Source organism: Mesorhizobium humile (genome assembly GCF_033977215.1).
GTDB lineage: Bacteria > Pseudomonadota > Alphaproteobacteria > Rhizobiales > Rhizobiaceae > Mesorhizobium > Mesorhizobium humile.
Window position 1 is genome coordinate 1 of record NZ_JAVIIV010000022.1, and the last position, 12,932, is coordinate 12,932.

Annotated in this window: 13 protein-coding genes, 1 tRNA gene and 2 pseudogenes; 6 read left to right on the top strand and 10 right to left on the bottom strand. The window is 62.4% G+C overall.

Annotated features, from left to right (window positions below):
• From RFM52_RS26285 to RFM52_RS26295, 3 genes and pseudogenes are all read right to left on the bottom strand, one after another.
• Positions 1 to 152, bottom strand: a 152-nt coding sequence (locus RFM52_RS26285; protein ID WP_320327883.1) for an MscL family protein, incomplete at its 3' end; no start/stop codon positions are given.
• 36 nt (positions 153 to 188) lie between these two features.
• Positions 189 to 530: a DUF2853 family protein gene (locus tag RFM52_RS26290; protein ID WP_320296550.1), complete on the bottom strand. Its 342-nt coding sequence runs from the start codon at positions 528 to 530 to the stop codon at positions 189 to 191.
• Positions 531 to 632: 102 nt separating this feature from the next.
• A pseudogene (locus tag RFM52_RS26295) lies at positions 633 to 986 on the bottom strand (YidB family protein); the annotation flags it as partial.
• A gap of 338 nt (positions 987 to 1,324) precedes the next feature.
• On the opposite strand from RFM52_RS26295, the gene RFM52_RS26300 reads away from it, so the two are divergent.
• From RFM52_RS26300 to RFM52_RS26310, 3 genes are read left to right on the top strand one after another with little or no spacing between them, the layout of a single operon-like run.
• Positions 1,325 to 1,678, top strand: coding sequence for a hypothetical protein (locus tag RFM52_RS26300; protein ID WP_320296548.1), 354 nt, complete (start codon positions 1,325 to 1,327; stop codon positions 1,676 to 1,678).
• A 1-nt stretch (position 1,679) separates the two neighbouring features.
• Positions 1,680 to 3,548, top strand: coding sequence for an OmpA family protein (locus tag RFM52_RS26305; protein ID WP_320296547.1), 1,869 nt, complete (start codon positions 1,680 to 1,682; stop codon positions 3,546 to 3,548).
• A gap of 17 nt (positions 3,549 to 3,565) precedes the next feature.
• Entirely contained in the window at positions 3,566 to 4,054 is a 489-nt protein-coding gene (locus RFM52_RS26310) for a P-loop NTPase family protein (protein ID WP_320296546.1), read from the top strand.
• A gap of 58 nt (positions 4,055 to 4,112) precedes the next feature.
• Here RFM52_RS26310 and RFM52_RS26315 read toward each other — a convergent pair whose 3' ends face one another.
• Positions 4,113 to 5,003: an FHA domain-containing protein gene (locus RFM52_RS26315; protein ID WP_320296545.1), complete on the bottom strand. Its 891-nt coding sequence runs from the start codon at positions 5,001 to 5,003 to the stop codon at positions 4,113 to 4,115.
• A gap of 212 nt (positions 5,004 to 5,215) precedes the next feature.
• Between RFM52_RS26315 and RFM52_RS26320 the strand changes: the two are divergent.
• Positions 5,216 to 5,440 (top strand): annotated as a pseudogene (locus tag RFM52_RS26320) (SOS response-associated peptidase); the annotation flags it as partial.
• A 2,267-nt stretch (positions 5,441 to 7,707) separates the two neighbouring features.
• Here the strand turns inward: RFM52_RS26320 and RFM52_RS26325 are convergent.
• The 3 genes from RFM52_RS26325 to RFM52_RS26335 all read right to left on the bottom strand — a co-directional run bounded on the left by RFM52_RS26325 (position 7,708) and on the right by RFM52_RS26335 (position 8,802).
• Positions 7,708 to 7,782: transfer RNA gene (locus RFM52_RS26325), tRNA-Glu, on the bottom strand.
• A gap of 188 nt (positions 7,783 to 7,970) precedes the next feature.
• Positions 7,971 to 8,384, bottom strand: coding sequence for a VOC family protein (locus tag RFM52_RS26330; protein ID WP_320296771.1), 414 nt, complete (start codon positions 8,382 to 8,384; stop codon positions 7,971 to 7,973).
• A 34-nt stretch (positions 8,385 to 8,418) separates the two neighbouring features.
• Positions 8,419 to 8,802, bottom strand: coding sequence for a fimbrial protein (locus RFM52_RS26335; RefSeq protein WP_320296544.1), 384 nt, complete (start codon positions 8,800 to 8,802; stop codon positions 8,419 to 8,421).
• Positions 8,803 to 8,828: 26 nt separating this feature from the next.
• Here RFM52_RS26335 and RFM52_RS26340 point away from each other — a divergent pair, with 26 nt between their 5' ends.
• Both RFM52_RS26340 and rpoH read left to right on the top strand, forming a co-directional pair.
• Complete coding sequence (locus RFM52_RS26340; RefSeq protein WP_320296543.1) at positions 8,829 to 9,893, top strand: RluA family pseudouridine synthase; 1,065 nt, start codon at positions 8,829 to 8,831, stop codon at positions 9,891 to 9,893.
• A gap of 216 nt (positions 9,894 to 10,109) precedes the next feature.
• Positions 10,110 to 11,021 carry an RNA polymerase sigma factor RpoH gene (gene rpoH / locus RFM52_RS26345; protein WP_112100827.1) on the top strand — a complete coding sequence of 304 codons (912 nt, stop codon included), beginning with the start codon at positions 10,110 to 10,112 and terminating at the stop codon, positions 11,019 to 11,021.
• A gap of 296 nt (positions 11,022 to 11,317) precedes the next feature.
• Here rpoH and RFM52_RS26350 read toward each other — a convergent pair whose 3' ends face one another.
• The 3 genes from RFM52_RS26350 to RFM52_RS26360 all read right to left on the bottom strand — a co-directional run bounded on the left by RFM52_RS26350 (position 11,318) and on the right by RFM52_RS26360 (position 12,812).
• The gene (locus tag RFM52_RS26350) at positions 11,318 to 11,977 is read right to left on the bottom strand and encodes a peroxiredoxin (RefSeq protein WP_320296542.1); all 660 of its coding nucleotides are present in this window, start codon (positions 11,975 to 11,977) and stop codon (positions 11,318 to 11,320) included.
• Between the two features lie 191 nt (positions 11,978 to 12,168).
• Positions 12,169 to 12,534, bottom strand: coding sequence for a cell division protein ZapA (locus RFM52_RS26355; RefSeq protein ID WP_140647887.1), 366 nt, complete (start codon positions 12,532 to 12,534; stop codon positions 12,169 to 12,171).
• Between the two features lie 5 nt (positions 12,535 to 12,539).
• Entirely contained in the window at positions 12,540 to 12,812 is a 273-nt protein-coding gene (locus RFM52_RS26360; RefSeq protein WP_023763725.1) for a DUF4164 domain-containing protein, read from the bottom strand.
• Positions 12,813 to 12,932 lie beyond the last annotated feature (120 nt).

The following is a 12,932-nucleotide window of genomic DNA, read 5'->3' on the forward strand; positions in this document are numbered from 1 at the left end:
TCCAGCCCGCCGAAGATCGCGCCGACGATCGGCATGATGATGTCATTGACAAGCGATTCGACGATCTTGCCAAAGGAGGCGCCGATGATGACGCCGACGGCCAGGTCCATCACATTGCCCTTGGAAATGAATTCCTGGAATTCTTTCAGCATCCCCATCTCCTCTTAGCCATTTGCCTGTTGCCGCCGTCAGGCGAAGACGCTCTCGCGCCTGAAATGCTTGACGAGCAGATAGTAGAAGACCGCGCGATGTTTGTTGCGGTTGGTGCGGCCGTACTGGTCGATGACCCTGGCGAGCCCCGCGTCCAGGCCGGCATCGGCCGCGAGCCCCAGTCTTTTGACGAGAAAATTCTGCTTGACCCGTTCCAGCTCCTCCTTGTCCGAAGCCGAAACGGTGGATGCATCCTTGTCGTAGATCGCCGGGCCGCAGCCCTTCGTCACCTTCGTCAAGAGATCCATATCCGCCGTAAGGCCGCACTTCACCCTCAGGTCCGCCGCATATTTGCTGATCAGTTCGTCTTGCTTGCTCACACGCTTGCCCTCTCGTTTCCGGCTGAACAGCGACGTTGCCGTCGAGCCGCGCGGCCTGGTTGCCGCAAAGCCATGTCCGGATTTGTCTTGTCGCCCGTGGTGTCAGCCGCGGCGCGTCGCGAGCACCCCGTCGGGGCTGGCCTGGTCGACGGCGGCCGGAAGATGCTGTGCCAACACGGCGGCCACCTGATCCAGCGGAATCCCGAACTGGCTCGCCAGTTGCTGAAGACGTTGGTCGCCAAGAGCCGACTTGATCTCGTCGGGCGCGATCGGAAGATTGGCGCCGTTGGTGCTCAGCCAGGATTCGACGCGGTCGCCGAGACCTGACTTCTGCAGCATGGCAAGCACCCCCTGATAACCGCCAACACTGGTCAACGCATCCGCCAGGAGGTTCGAGCCTCCGCCCCGCTGCCCGCCCTGCAACGCGCTTTGCAGACTGTCCAAAAATCCCATCCGGAAACCTCCCGTCGAAAATCACGTCCGCCGTCGCGCAGCGTTCAGTCGTTCTGATCTAGGTCGTTTCGTCGGGTCGCGACACCTGACGAAGGTCAGGACCGGAGATGACGAAGGTCATGTTCGGCGGCAGCCGGACAGCCTCGATCCGATCAGGCTCGAAGGATGACTGGCGTGAGGGTAGTCATTGCGATAGGTGACGATGGACATGGCGGCGCGAATGCCACGCTCGACCTATGACAGCCCGGCGACGGCAATAAGTCGATTGCCTGTCGCACGAATTAGGAATTGATATAACGATCGTCACAGTGTCAGTGAGCGTGGAAAACCGGGGAACGAACATGAAAGCCGCCGAGCAAGCTGGAAAAGCCAAGGATGGAGCCGCATCCGCCAACGGATCGGAAGCGACAATCCATCCCGACGCGACGATCGATCAGGTTCGCAATCTCCTGTTCGGAGGCGCGCAGCGATCGATCGAGAGCAACCTTGCCGGCCTGCGCGAGGAAATGCAGGCCACCATCAAGCAGCTCCAGGCGGACTTTGCCAAAGAGCTCGCGATCCTGCAGGCGCACATCCTGGAACTTGAGCGGGAGACCGAACAGAAGCGGCTCGCCTCGCAAAGGGACATCGGCGCCGCGATTTCGGAGCTTGGAGCAACCATCAGCGGGCTAGGGTCCGGCCGCGCGGGAAAGTAGCATGACGTCCGCCGCCGGCCAGAACCGTGAGATCGAGCAGCTTAGAAAACTGCTCTTTCAAACGGAGGCGGCGCGTCTCGAGGCGCTGGGGGCGGACGTCGCCCTGCTTCAGCAGTATATAGGCAGCCCCTCCCGCCTGGAAACGGCAACGGCCGACATCCTCGTCGCAGCGCTGGAGCGCGCCGAGGTCGTTCGGCCGCGCGAACTGGCGAACGTCATCGCGCCATCGGTGGTCTCCGCGATCCGCAGCGAGATCAGGAACTCACGCGACCTCATGGTCGATGCGCTCTACCCGATCACGGGCAGGCTGGTCAGCGCGGCCGTGGCAAACGCTTTCAAGGAACTCGTCGCGCGGCTGGAGCAGCGCCTCAACGCCCTGACATCCACGGAGCTGTGGATCGGGCGCATCAAGTCGCTGGCGACGGGCCGTCCGATCAGCGAGTTCGTTCTGGCAAATGCCAGTCCGCCGCGCGTCAACCGGCTGCTCATGATCGAGCGCGGCAACGGACGCCTCGTCGCGGACTGGAAGCGCCAAGAGACCTCTGACGAGCGGGCCGACCTGCTGAGCGCGATGGTCGCGGCGATCCTGGAATTTTCCGTCCAGGCCCTGGCGGGAGAGGGCAATCTGCAGCAGCTCGATTTCGGCGGACGCGAGATCGTGCTGCGCGCCTCGCCCCGGTTCATCCTGGCGGCGGAATGCATCGGCCCCCTTCGCCCCACCGACGACGCCAGGATCAATTCGCTTTTCTTCGACACGATCGAGACCATGGATGGCGGCATCGGCTGCGACGCGGCCATGCTGGCGTCGCTGGCCTCCTCCATAGAAGCGGGTCGTGCCGTGGAGCCGAAGCCGCGTCGGAGCGCAAAGGTCGTTCTGTTCGTGCTCGCGGCTCTCGTCGCCGCCGGGTTGGCATGGCTGGCGAGCGTCTATTGGACCCGCACGATGCTGGAGCGCCGCACCAACGATGCGCTCCAGGAACTGGCAGGCAAGGAACCGCTGCTGGAAACGTTTCCGCTGCGTCTGGATTTCGACCACGGCAACCGCAGCGTCTCGGTCTCCGGCATAGAGCCAAGCCAGGTGCAGACGACTCCGCTGATCGACGCCCTGGCCAAGGCCGCCACGCCCTATCGGGTCGTCGGCCGGATCGGCGTCGTGCCGGGCACGGAACAATTGGCGACGCTCAGCGCCGACATCGACGCCCTGCGGCAATCGGCGACCGGCCTCCAGGCGGGCATCGACGAAAACCGCCGGGCGCTCGCTGAACTGCGGCAATCTCTCGCCGGCTTGCAGAGGTCCGCCGGCGAAACCGGCGAAGCGGTTGCCGGTCAGCGGCAGTCCCTCGCCAGCTTGCAGGCCCGCATCGATCAGGCGCGCGTGCCGAGTGAAGAAGAGGCGAAATCCCTTGCCGGCCTGCAGGCAGGCCTTGACCAGACACGGGCAGCGCTCACCGAGGAAACAAAATCCAGGAACCAGCAATATGATGCCATGCGGTCGATCGCCGACGGCCCCGCCGAGCGGCTCGATCGCTTCATGACCGCGACGGCAATCTTCTTTGGCGACGCCGACGCCTTTGCCGATGACAAGGCGGCCGACCAGCAGATCCGCGATCTGGCCGGACTTCTTGCGGGCAACGACCTGAGGATCCGGGTCGTCGGGCACGCGGATGACACCGGAACGGAAACGACCAACCGCGCGGTCGCCCGCAAGAGAGCGGATCAGGTGGTGAGGAAATTGACCTCGCTCGGGATCGAGCCGTCGCGGTTGTTCGTGGTTTCGCGCTCGTCATCGATGCCGATTTCCGACGTGCCGAGCGAAGGCAACCGCCGCGTCACCTTCGAAAACGTGTTCCGCGCCGAGCGCCCTCAATGATGCTCAGCGCAAAGGTCATGCTGCTTGGCGACATGGGTGTGGGCAAGACGTCCATCATGTATCGCCTCGTGCACGATCGCTTCGACGGCGAATACAAATCGACGCTCGGTGTCGAGGTGCTCAGCTACGATGTTCCGGCCGATCCGGTCCGCGGCGGCGACGCGGCGCGCCTCGTGCTATGGGACACCGACGGCGATTTCGGGACGCGCATCTTCGACACCGTCTACGTGACCGGCGCGTCGGCCGCCATCGTCGTGTCGGACGTGACGCGCCCGCAAACCGTGACGCGCATGGTCGAGCTGGTTCGCAGCTTCGAGACGAGGTTTCCGGGCAGGCCGTACAGGGCCCTCGTGAACAAGATCGATCTCGCCGAAGCCCCCGGCAGCGCCGAAGAGATCGGCCAGCTGCCGCGATCGAGCGTCAAGTTCGTGAGCGCCAAGAACGGCGAGGGAATCGTGGAGGCCTTTGCCGAGCTCGCCGAAACGATACGGCGCCGACAGCTTTAAATTTAGATCGGTCGGTGTGGCTTTGCCTTGACGGTCGCGGCTAACGACCTCAGCCGGGTCAGTTCGAGACAATTTCGTAGTGAAGAAGCTGGGCGTCGCCGAGCGACGATGTCCGTCCTGGCGAGATGACGCCGGAGCCGAAGAGCAGAACATCTTCACGGCGCACGAATACTTCATGGCCGGGTCCCATCGACAAAAATGTGCCCGACGAGCTTCGCTCAATAAACCGGGCCTTGCCGTTCGAAATGGTGAAAGTCGCGTGGTGCCGTGAGACCCAGGGCCGCTGGACGACGATATTGCATTCGGGAGATCGGCCGATCGTCACCGATTCGTTGTTTCGGCAGGTTCGCAACTGATCTCCATAGCGGATGACCAGATTGATCTGCCGCGGCAGGGCGGAGCGCCTGTCGACAAAGGTGCCCCGGCTGGTGATGTGCGTGCTGGGAACCCCGTCGTCTCTCCCCAGCGTATAGACATCGAAGAGTTCTTGCTTCCCCTTGAAGGCCATTTTGTCGAGAAGCCGCAAGGCACCGCGGCTGCCTGCGGAAAGGGCTTCGAAGAAGCTCTGGCTGATCAACACCTCCCCGGGATTGGCCGTGCTGGACAATCTTGCGGTGACATTGACAACGTCGCCGAATAGCGCGCCCCGGGCGCGAATGACCGCCCCGAAATGCAAACCGATACGGGCGCTCAACGGTCCTTTCGTCAGTTGGCTGCTGATTTGGCAGACAGCCCCCAGCGCCGCCTCCGGTCTCTCGAACAGGCTGAGCACGTCATCGCCCTTCGAGTAAATGAAATCACCACCGTGCCGGCCGGCGATCTCGCGTATCACGTCCAGGCAATCCGACACCTGCTGCAGGGCGGCATCGTCGCCGATGCGCTCATAGAGCGGCGTGCTGCCCACGACATCAGCCAAGAGGACTGCGGCTAGAAGTCTTTCCTGATCCATCGACCCGTATCCGCCCCGAGAACGCGGCGTGTATAACATAACAAAGTTGCCCTTGACCTATCCATGCAGTTCTCGGTGACGGGAATGGATTCAGGGCCGGGCGTTCATGACGCGGCTCGATTGTTCGAGATAACAGCTTGGTGCTTGGCGAGCTACTCGGAAGGGCTCCGCTGACGCTGTTCCTGCGTAGGCAGTTCGCGCAGCGTTGCGGCTTCATGACCTCCAAACCGAATGCTTTGGTAGCGCCGATCCACGAGAAGGCCATGCCGGTGATCCTGACTACGCAGGAAGAGATCGAGACGTGGATGACAGCGGCATGGTCGGAAGCAAAGGCGCTCCAGCGCACGACCCCTGATGACGCGCTGGTCATCGCCGACAAGCCTGCGACGCAGATCAAGTTTCCGCAGCAGGCGCAAGCACAAGGTTCGATGTTATGAGACGGACCAACCCGTCGAGGGCTCCGGCCAAAACGGGCGAAAACGCCGCGCAGGGTATTGTTGCGGGATCGCTAATACTACGGTCTGGTTTTAGCCGTCTTGCCCCCGAGTTGACTAGGCTCAGCGGTCAGCCCAACTCACCCCAACGCGGACTGCCGGGCCGCATCAGGGCAAACCCTTTTGCCAGTGTCTGTCTAAGCCGTTGCAGGGGTTTTCTGCAATCGGGCGGCGGCAGTGTAACGTCCTCCGTTCGTACGGCGAGTGAATTAGCAGTCCCTGATATAATGACATTCAGGTCGGCGTTTTGTTCCTACCCCTAACCCCGCGCCGGCCAGGCCCGGCTTGCGCGCGGCACCCCCCGCCTTACGCGGCCGGGCCGCCCTAGGGCCGCTACTGTTACCCCGATGGACTGCCCACCCGATGCGCGGTCGAGTGTCGCTCGAAAATTGCGAGCTTGTGCCTATAAGTCATTCGCACAGTTGCAGAGCAACCCTCACATCTGAAGGTTGCGACGCTCTTGATCCAAGAGCCTTTCTTTACAATCTTCCTATGGCACTCCGGGCAATCAAACATCAGGTTCTTGTCGCCCAGGTCATTTGATAAGGGCATCCCCATCCCCCAGCCAAGCACGTACCCCAACACCTTTGCTCGGATTGATCGCATACACGATACTTTACAACTGTAAGCTTCGTCACACTGGCGCGCATGCGGCCAGGATTGAGCGGCTGCGGTCCAGCACAAGCTTGTGTGGGCGCTCGCCAGTGGCGCAGGCAGACCGCCCGGCGTGATCTTATGCCGGTCGTTTCGTGAACGAAAAAGGCGGGCCTTCCGGAGCCCGCCGCCGGCTTGAGGGCGCCCCGCGACGGGCCGGCAGACGGGTACGCACCCGTTGTTTCCGCTCAAGCTCTCGGGTTGCTAACCGCCAACTCGTCCAGTTCCCGACTATTGGCTCGAGCACCTCATCACAATGAAGGGCGACATGCGCAGGCAGCTATGGGATCCATTCTGAAATATTCACGGGGAATTTCTAAGATGGACGCAGTAGGCCTTTATCGATGTCCTGGAAATCCGCCCTTTGCCTGCATCCTGGATAAGGCCAACTGCAATTACATGGCCCAGGACGCCTACCGTGCTGGGGGGATCAAGCCGGACTTTGACGCATTGCCGTGGGAAGCTGACTACAGGGCCGCAAAGCAAAATTCTAGAAAGGCATGACTGTTGGAATGCGGCCTCGCCAGCCACCGGCACGCTTGCCAAGGGCTTCCGCGATCACACCATTTCTGGCATCCGCCACTTTAGTCATACTGCATATGCGGCGGACCACGGTTCGCCAGGCCGGCGCACCCTTAGGCAATCTCCAACGAGAGGCGCCGGCCACCCCTAGCCCGCTGCGGGTGATGGTGGCACATCTTGCAGCGGGCTATCGGCGAATATCAGCAATTTCTTGACTAAGCCGCCTGCCGTGCCAGAGTCCATAGGATGGACATTCCGTTAGCGCCTACTAAAAAAGCGCCAATGACGGGCGGAACGATTCTCCATGTTTGCGCTTTCTGGGTGCATGGCCCCGCTGCAACCAATCCAATCGCCTCTGCTTCCTGATGGGAGCCCCGACCGCCCCATCAACTGCGAAGTTGCCCTTGAGCCCGCGTTTGAAGCTTTGGTGAAGGCCTCCCTTGTTAGAGGCTGGTCGGCGCAGGAAGTCTCCGAAACGCTGCTCAAACTCGCGACAGAACATGCGGAAACGGTTATGGGGCGCGAAAGAGTGGCCGCGCGGCTGTACCGTTGGCGCGTCAGCAGCTTGCTGGATATGTACGTTAGCCAATTCTTCGGCAGACTTAGGTGAATGCCTCGCCCGTCTACTACTAATGCATGTCGCGCAAAAGTGACCTCGGTTTTGCGGCAACGACATGCATCAACGAAGGACCTAAAGCGCGTCGCCTGAATCCGTTCCAGCGCGACGCGCTTTAGACCCTCGCCACATTTTTTGGAGCATTCTCCGTCGCGGGGAAAAGGGCTTGGACAAAGTACGACAGCCGGTTCCGACCAATGGCCCAGGCGCACCGGAGCTAGGTGCTCCCGCCGACTGCGGTTGGCGAGCGTACCGCGTGGCCTGATCTTCGTCGCCGTAGCCGCTGCAAGCGCCTTCGTCACCGGAATGGCAGCGTCGTCGCGACGCATCTTACATTGCAAAATTGCAGCGCTCGGAAGGCTTATTTGACCGTTTTTGACAGTTCCGTCCGCCGTATCGCTAAGTGATTGAAAATATTTGGTACGCCCAAGGGGAATCGAACCCCTGTTCCCGCCGTGAGAGGGCGGTGTCCTGACCGCTAGACGATGGGCGCGCTCAAGAACCGGCTACATAGGCTGGCGGCGGGGAAAAAGCAACCGAGCAGATTCCGGAAAAGTGTCGTGCGGTTTTCCGACAGAAATCCGCGACAAACAAAAAGACCCAAGCGGGGCATTCGTTGGCTTGCCAAGGAATGCCCCGCTTGGGCTTTCGACCGCTTTGCGCTTTGACGAGTGGCCTTGGTCAGCCCTGCCGCTTCGGCTCGATCAGGTCCCAGAGATTGCCGTGGAGATCGGCGAACACCGCCACCGTGCCATAGGCCTCGTGGCGCGGCGCTTCGCGGAACTCGACACCCCTGCCGAGCATCGCTTGGTGGTCGCGGGAAAAATCGTCGGTTTCCAGGAACAGGAAGACCCGGCCACCGGTCTGGTTGCCGATGCGGCTTGCCTGCTCCTCGCCGGAGGCCTCCGCCAGGAGCAGCCGCGCACCCTGGCCGTTCGCCGGCGCGACGGTGACCCAGCGCTTGCCGCCGCCGAGATCGACATCTTCGGTGAGCACGAAGCCGAGCCGCTCGACATACCAGGCGATCGCCTCGTCGTAATTGCCGACGACGAGCGCGACGGTCGCGATGCTGCGGTTTACGGCAAAGCCGCTCATGTCCGCGGCAAACTCGTTTGTCCGCATTGCGGGCTCATTTGTTTCGGATTGGGAACTGGCCGATGACGCGGCGCTCTGCGATGTCGTAGACGAAGATCGAACGGCTGCCGTCGGCAAGCTCGGCGTCGATCGACAGGCGGTTGCCGGAGAGCGACTGGCTGACCACCCTGGCGCCGACCGGCAGCACGATGTCGCCGGAGAGCGGCGCTCCAGAGGGCGCCTGGACCTCGCCGGCCGGCGCCGGGCCGGCGACAGGGGCGTTGCGGGCTTTGTAGACAAGCGCCCCGATCACCACCATAAGGGCGAGGAACAGAAGGCCGAGATTCACGATCATGAAGCGGACGAGCTTGCGGCGCACGTTCTCGGCCGCGGGGTCGAGCGGCTTTTCCTCATCTTCATCGGCGATCGGCCGGGCCATGGCTAAACAATCCCCAACGGGTTTCGATGAGCGCTCATAACGAAGAGACCCCGATATTGATAGAGGACGAATTGGCGGACGAGGAATCCGGCGAAGCCGTCGTGCTCGAAGCCGGCACGGACGCCGCCGGCCAGCGGCTCGACCAGTGGCTTGCCAGCCGGCTCGGACCGGAGCTCTCGCGCAGCCGCGTGCAGGCGCTGATCAAGCAAGGCGCGGTCTCCATCGCCGGCAAGCCGGTGCTGGAAGCCAAGCGCAAGCTGATCGCCGGTGAGCGGATTGAGATCCTGGTGCCCGCGCCGGAGCCGGCCGAGCCGCAAGGCGAAGACATTCCCCTCGACATCCTCTACGAGGACGACGAGCTCATCGTGATCGACAAGCCCGCGGGACTGGTCGTCCACCCCGGCGCCGGCAACTGGACCGGCACGCTGGTCAACGCGCTGATCCATCACTGCGGCGACAGCCTGTCCGGCATCGGCGGCGTCAGGCGGCCGGGCATTGTCCACCGGCTGGACAAGGAGACCAGCGGCGTCATGGTCGTGGCCAAGACCGACCGGGCGCACAAGGCCCTGTCGGAGGCCTTTGCCGATCACGGCCGCACCGGCGATCTCGAACGCGCCTATCTGGCGCTGGTCTGGGGCATCCCGCAGCGGCCCGCCGGCACCATCGACGCCGCGCTCGGCCGCGCCGCCGACCGCGTCCGCCGCGCCGTGGTGCCGGAAAGCCGTGACGATGCCCGCCATGCCGTCACCCATTTCAGCGTCGTCGAACGCTTCGGCGAGGACCAGCAGGCTTTCGCCAGCGCAAGCCTGGTCGAATGCCGGCTGGAGACCGGCCGTACCCACCAGATCCGCGTCCACATGGCCCATATCGGCCACCCCGTGATCGGCGACCCGGATTACGGGCAGGCCTTCCGTACCAAGGCCAACCGTCTGCCCGAACCCTTGAAAACCAAGGTCACCGCCTTTCCGCGGCAGGCCTTGCATGCCTGGCTCCTTGAATTCCGGCATCCGACCACCCATCTGACGATGAGGTTCGAAGCGCCGATGCCGGCAGACATGGAGGAACTCGTCGGCGACTTCCGAAAAATTTGAACCGACCCGCCACCAACAAGCTGCAATCCAGCCACCAAAAAACCTGACCGGCGTTGTTCACTTCAGCGTGACAGACTGTTTAGCGTTGAACAAATGCCTGTCTTTTCTGGTTTTGTTCCTATATATAGAGGTTGTCATGGATGAGCCTTTGGCATCCGTGACGAATGCCCGCCGCGTTTCGGGGGCATCCACTCCAAAGAGAGAGGGGGCGCTATCATGGCCCAATCATTACCCAGTATCGTTTCCGGTGAAGGCGGTCTCGCCCGCTACCTGGAAGAAATCCGCCGCTTTCCCATGCTTCAGCCGCAGGAAGAGTACATGCTCGCCAAGCGTTATGCCGAGCATCAGGACACTACGGCTGCCCACAAGCTCGTCACCAGCCATTTGCGGCTCGTCGCCAAGATTGCCATGGGCTATCGCGGCTACGGCCTGCCGATCGGCGAGGTGATCTCGGAAGGCAATGTCGGCCTCATGCAGGCCGTTAAGAAATTCGAACCGGAGCGTGGTTTCCGGCTCGCCACCTATGCAATGTGGTGGATCAAGGCCTCGATCCAGGAATACATCCTGCGCTCGTGGAGCCTGGTCAAGATGGGCACGACCGCCAATCAGAAGCGCCTGTTCTTCAACCTGCGCAAGGTGAAGGGCAAGATCCAGGCGCTCGACGATGGCGACTTGAAGCCCGACCAGATCGCCGAGATCGCCACCCGCCTCAATGTTTCCGAGGCGGAAGTGGTGTCGATGAACCGCCGCCTGTCGGGCGACGCTTCGCTCAACGCCCCGATCCGGGCGAGCGAGGGGGAGTCCGGCGAATGGCAGGACTGGCTGGTCGACGACCACGAAAGCCAGGAAGAGATGCTGATCGAGCAGGACGAGCTGGAAAACCGGCGCTCCATGCTGTCGGGCGCTCTGTCGGTGCTCAACGAGCGCGAGCGGCGCATCTTCGAGGCACGTCGCCTCGCCGAGGAGCCGCTGACCCTGGAAGAGCTGTCGGCCGAGTTCGATATCAGCCGCGAGCGCGTGCGCCAGATCGAGGTGCGCGCCTTCGAGAAGGTGCAGGACGCGGTCAAGGCCGCCGCCAAGCGCCAGACCCAGGCGCTGCGCACCATCGAGGCGCAGCCTGCGGCGTAACAAGCTCAAGGTATCAATGGATAAAGGCGGCGCTTCGGCGCCGCCTTTTTGTTTGGCGAAAGCGGCGAATTAGCCCTTTCTCCCCGTTCACGGGGAGAAATGTCCGGTTCATCCTCCGTAGCTGCAGCGCAGCTGCTGCGAAGGAGGGCAGGACAATGAGGGGCAGCGCCGACGCTGCGAGGTTAATTGCTCAGCACAGATCTCCGAGCAGCTTGGCGCTCCATCCTCGACCGCCGCGCCGCCCCTCATCCGCCCTTCGGGCACCTTCTCCCCGTGGAACGGGGAGAAGGAAAGGCTCACGCCGCCGGCTGCTTGGTCTTCCTCAGATAAGGCAGCACCGTCTCGTACGCCCCAAAACGCTTGATCGCGTCCTCGTTGGAGACGGCGGCGGTGATGATGACGTCGTCGCCCTGCTTCCAGTTCGCCGGCGTCGCCACCTGGTGCTTGGCCGTCAGCTGGATGGAATCGATGACGCGCAGGATCTCGTCGAAGTTGCGGCCCGTGGTCATCGGATAGGTCAACACCAGCTTGATCTTCTTGTCCGGACCGATGACGTAGACCGAGCGCACGGTGGCGTTGTCGGCCGGCGTGCGGCCCTCCGAGCTCTCGCCGGCACCGGCCGGCAGCATTTCATAGAGCTTGGCGACATGGAGGTCTTTGTCGCCGATCAGCGGATAGTTCACCGTATGGCCGGTGGCGGTCTTGATATCGGCCTGCCACTTGTCGTGGCTGGACACCGGATCGACCGAGATGCCGATGATCTTGACGTTGCGCTTTTTGAAGTCGCCTTCGAGACCGGCCATGGTGCCGAGCTCGGTGGTGCAGACCGGCGTGAAATTCTTTGGGTGGCTGAACAGCACCGCCCAGCCGTCGCCGATCCAGTCGTGGAACTTGATGGTGCCCTGTGTGGTCTCGGCCGTGAAATCCGGCGCGATATCGTTGATACGAAGACTCATGGCCTATCCCTACCCTATTTTGAAAAATTGTAGCCGGCTTGCGGCTGGCCGTTGCCGACTCCGAAGCCTAGCACCATCACGGCACCGGTAAAACGCCGCACACGATGGCGGCGGCTCTTACGGAACAAAAATTTTCGCTGCCATCGGTGAGCCGCGGCAGGATTTTCTACTTCCGATAGAGGAGAAGCCGCTCAGGCCTTCTTTAACGCCAGCGTCGCCGCGAGATCTTCCATGCGCTGCGCCAGCGCGCCGAGCGCCGTGGTCAGCACGCTGTCGCTTTTGTCGGCCTTGGTCAGCGCCTCGTCGCGGGTCTTGCGCAAGGTCAGCACTTCGCTCTCCATGCCCTTGACGCGCTTGGTGAGCTCCGAGAGCTCGTCCATCACCATGATGCCGGCCATGACGGTGAGCCGCTGGTCGCCGATCTCGCCAAAGGAATCCTTCAGATGCGAGACATAGCGGTCGAAGCGCTCGGCAAGGTCGATCAGATGCTCTTCCTGGCCCTCGTCGCAGGCCATCCGGTACTGCTTGCCGTCGATGGAAACGGTGACCTGTGCCATTGACCCTACCTGTCCAGAACCGCCCGGATGGTTTCCATGGCGGTCACCAGCCGGCGCGACACTTCCTTGTTGGCATCTTCCAGCCGCTCGGCGCGCGCTTCGGAATTGTCGAGCTCCTGCGCCAGGCGCGAACGGTCGGCGTTCATGCGCTGCACCTCGGCCTCGGCTTCCGAATAATCGCGCTCATGCTCAAGCTTCGCCGCCACGGCGTTTTCCAGCCCTTCCATGGCTTTGCCCAGCCTGGCGATGACTTCCTTGAGGGTCGTTTCCCCGGTCATGGCCTCGTCCTATGCCCTGCCCATCACCGAATCGCTCGCGTTCAGAACGCGTTACCTCGGAAAGATTAGGCACCGGGTGAAGGGCGCGTCAACAAAGCTCTCGCGACTGTCCCCCGCTAT

Bases quoted from the DNA above. Each gene is read 5' to 3' on its own strand.
- RFM52_RS26300 (WP_320296548.1), top strand. From the start codon at position 1,325: ATGAAAGCCGCCGAGCAAGCTGGAAAAGCCAAGGATGGAGCCGCATCC.
- RFM52_RS26305 (WP_320296547.1), top strand. From the start codon at position 1,680: ATGACGTCCGCCGCCGGCCAGAACCGTGAGATCGAGCAGCTTAGAAAA.
- RFM52_RS26310 (WP_320296546.1), top strand. From the start codon at position 3,566: ATGCTGCTTGGCGACATGGGTGTGGGCAAGACGTCCATCATGTATCGC.
- RFM52_RS26315 (WP_320296545.1), bottom strand. From the start codon at position 5,003: ATGGATCAGGAAAGACTTCTAGCCGCAGTCCTCTTGGCTGATGTCGTG.
- RFM52_RS26330 (WP_320296771.1), bottom strand. From the start codon at position 8,384: ATGAGCGGCTTTGCCGTAAACCGCAGCATCGCGACCGTCGCGCTCGTC.
- RFM52_RS26335 (WP_320296544.1), bottom strand. From the start codon at position 8,802: ATGGCCCGGCCGATCGCCGATGAAGATGAGGAAAAGCCGCTCGACCCC.
- RFM52_RS26340 (WP_320296543.1), top strand. From the start codon at position 8,829: ATGAGCGCTCATAACGAAGAGACCCCGATATTGATAGAGGACGAATTG.
- rpoH (WP_112100827.1), top strand. From the start codon at position 10,110: ATGGCCCAATCATTACCCAGTATCGTTTCCGGTGAAGGCGGTCTCGCC.
- RFM52_RS26350 (WP_320296542.1), bottom strand. From the start codon at position 11,977: ATGAGTCTTCGTATCAACGATATCGCGCCGGATTTCACGGCCGAGACC.
- RFM52_RS26355 (WP_140647887.1), bottom strand. From the start codon at position 12,534: ATGGCACAGGTCACCGTTTCCATCGACGGCAAGCAGTACCGGATGGCC.
- RFM52_RS26360 (WP_023763725.1), bottom strand. From the start codon at position 12,812: ATGACCGGGGAAACGACCCTCAAGGAAGTCATCGCCAGGCTGGGCAAA.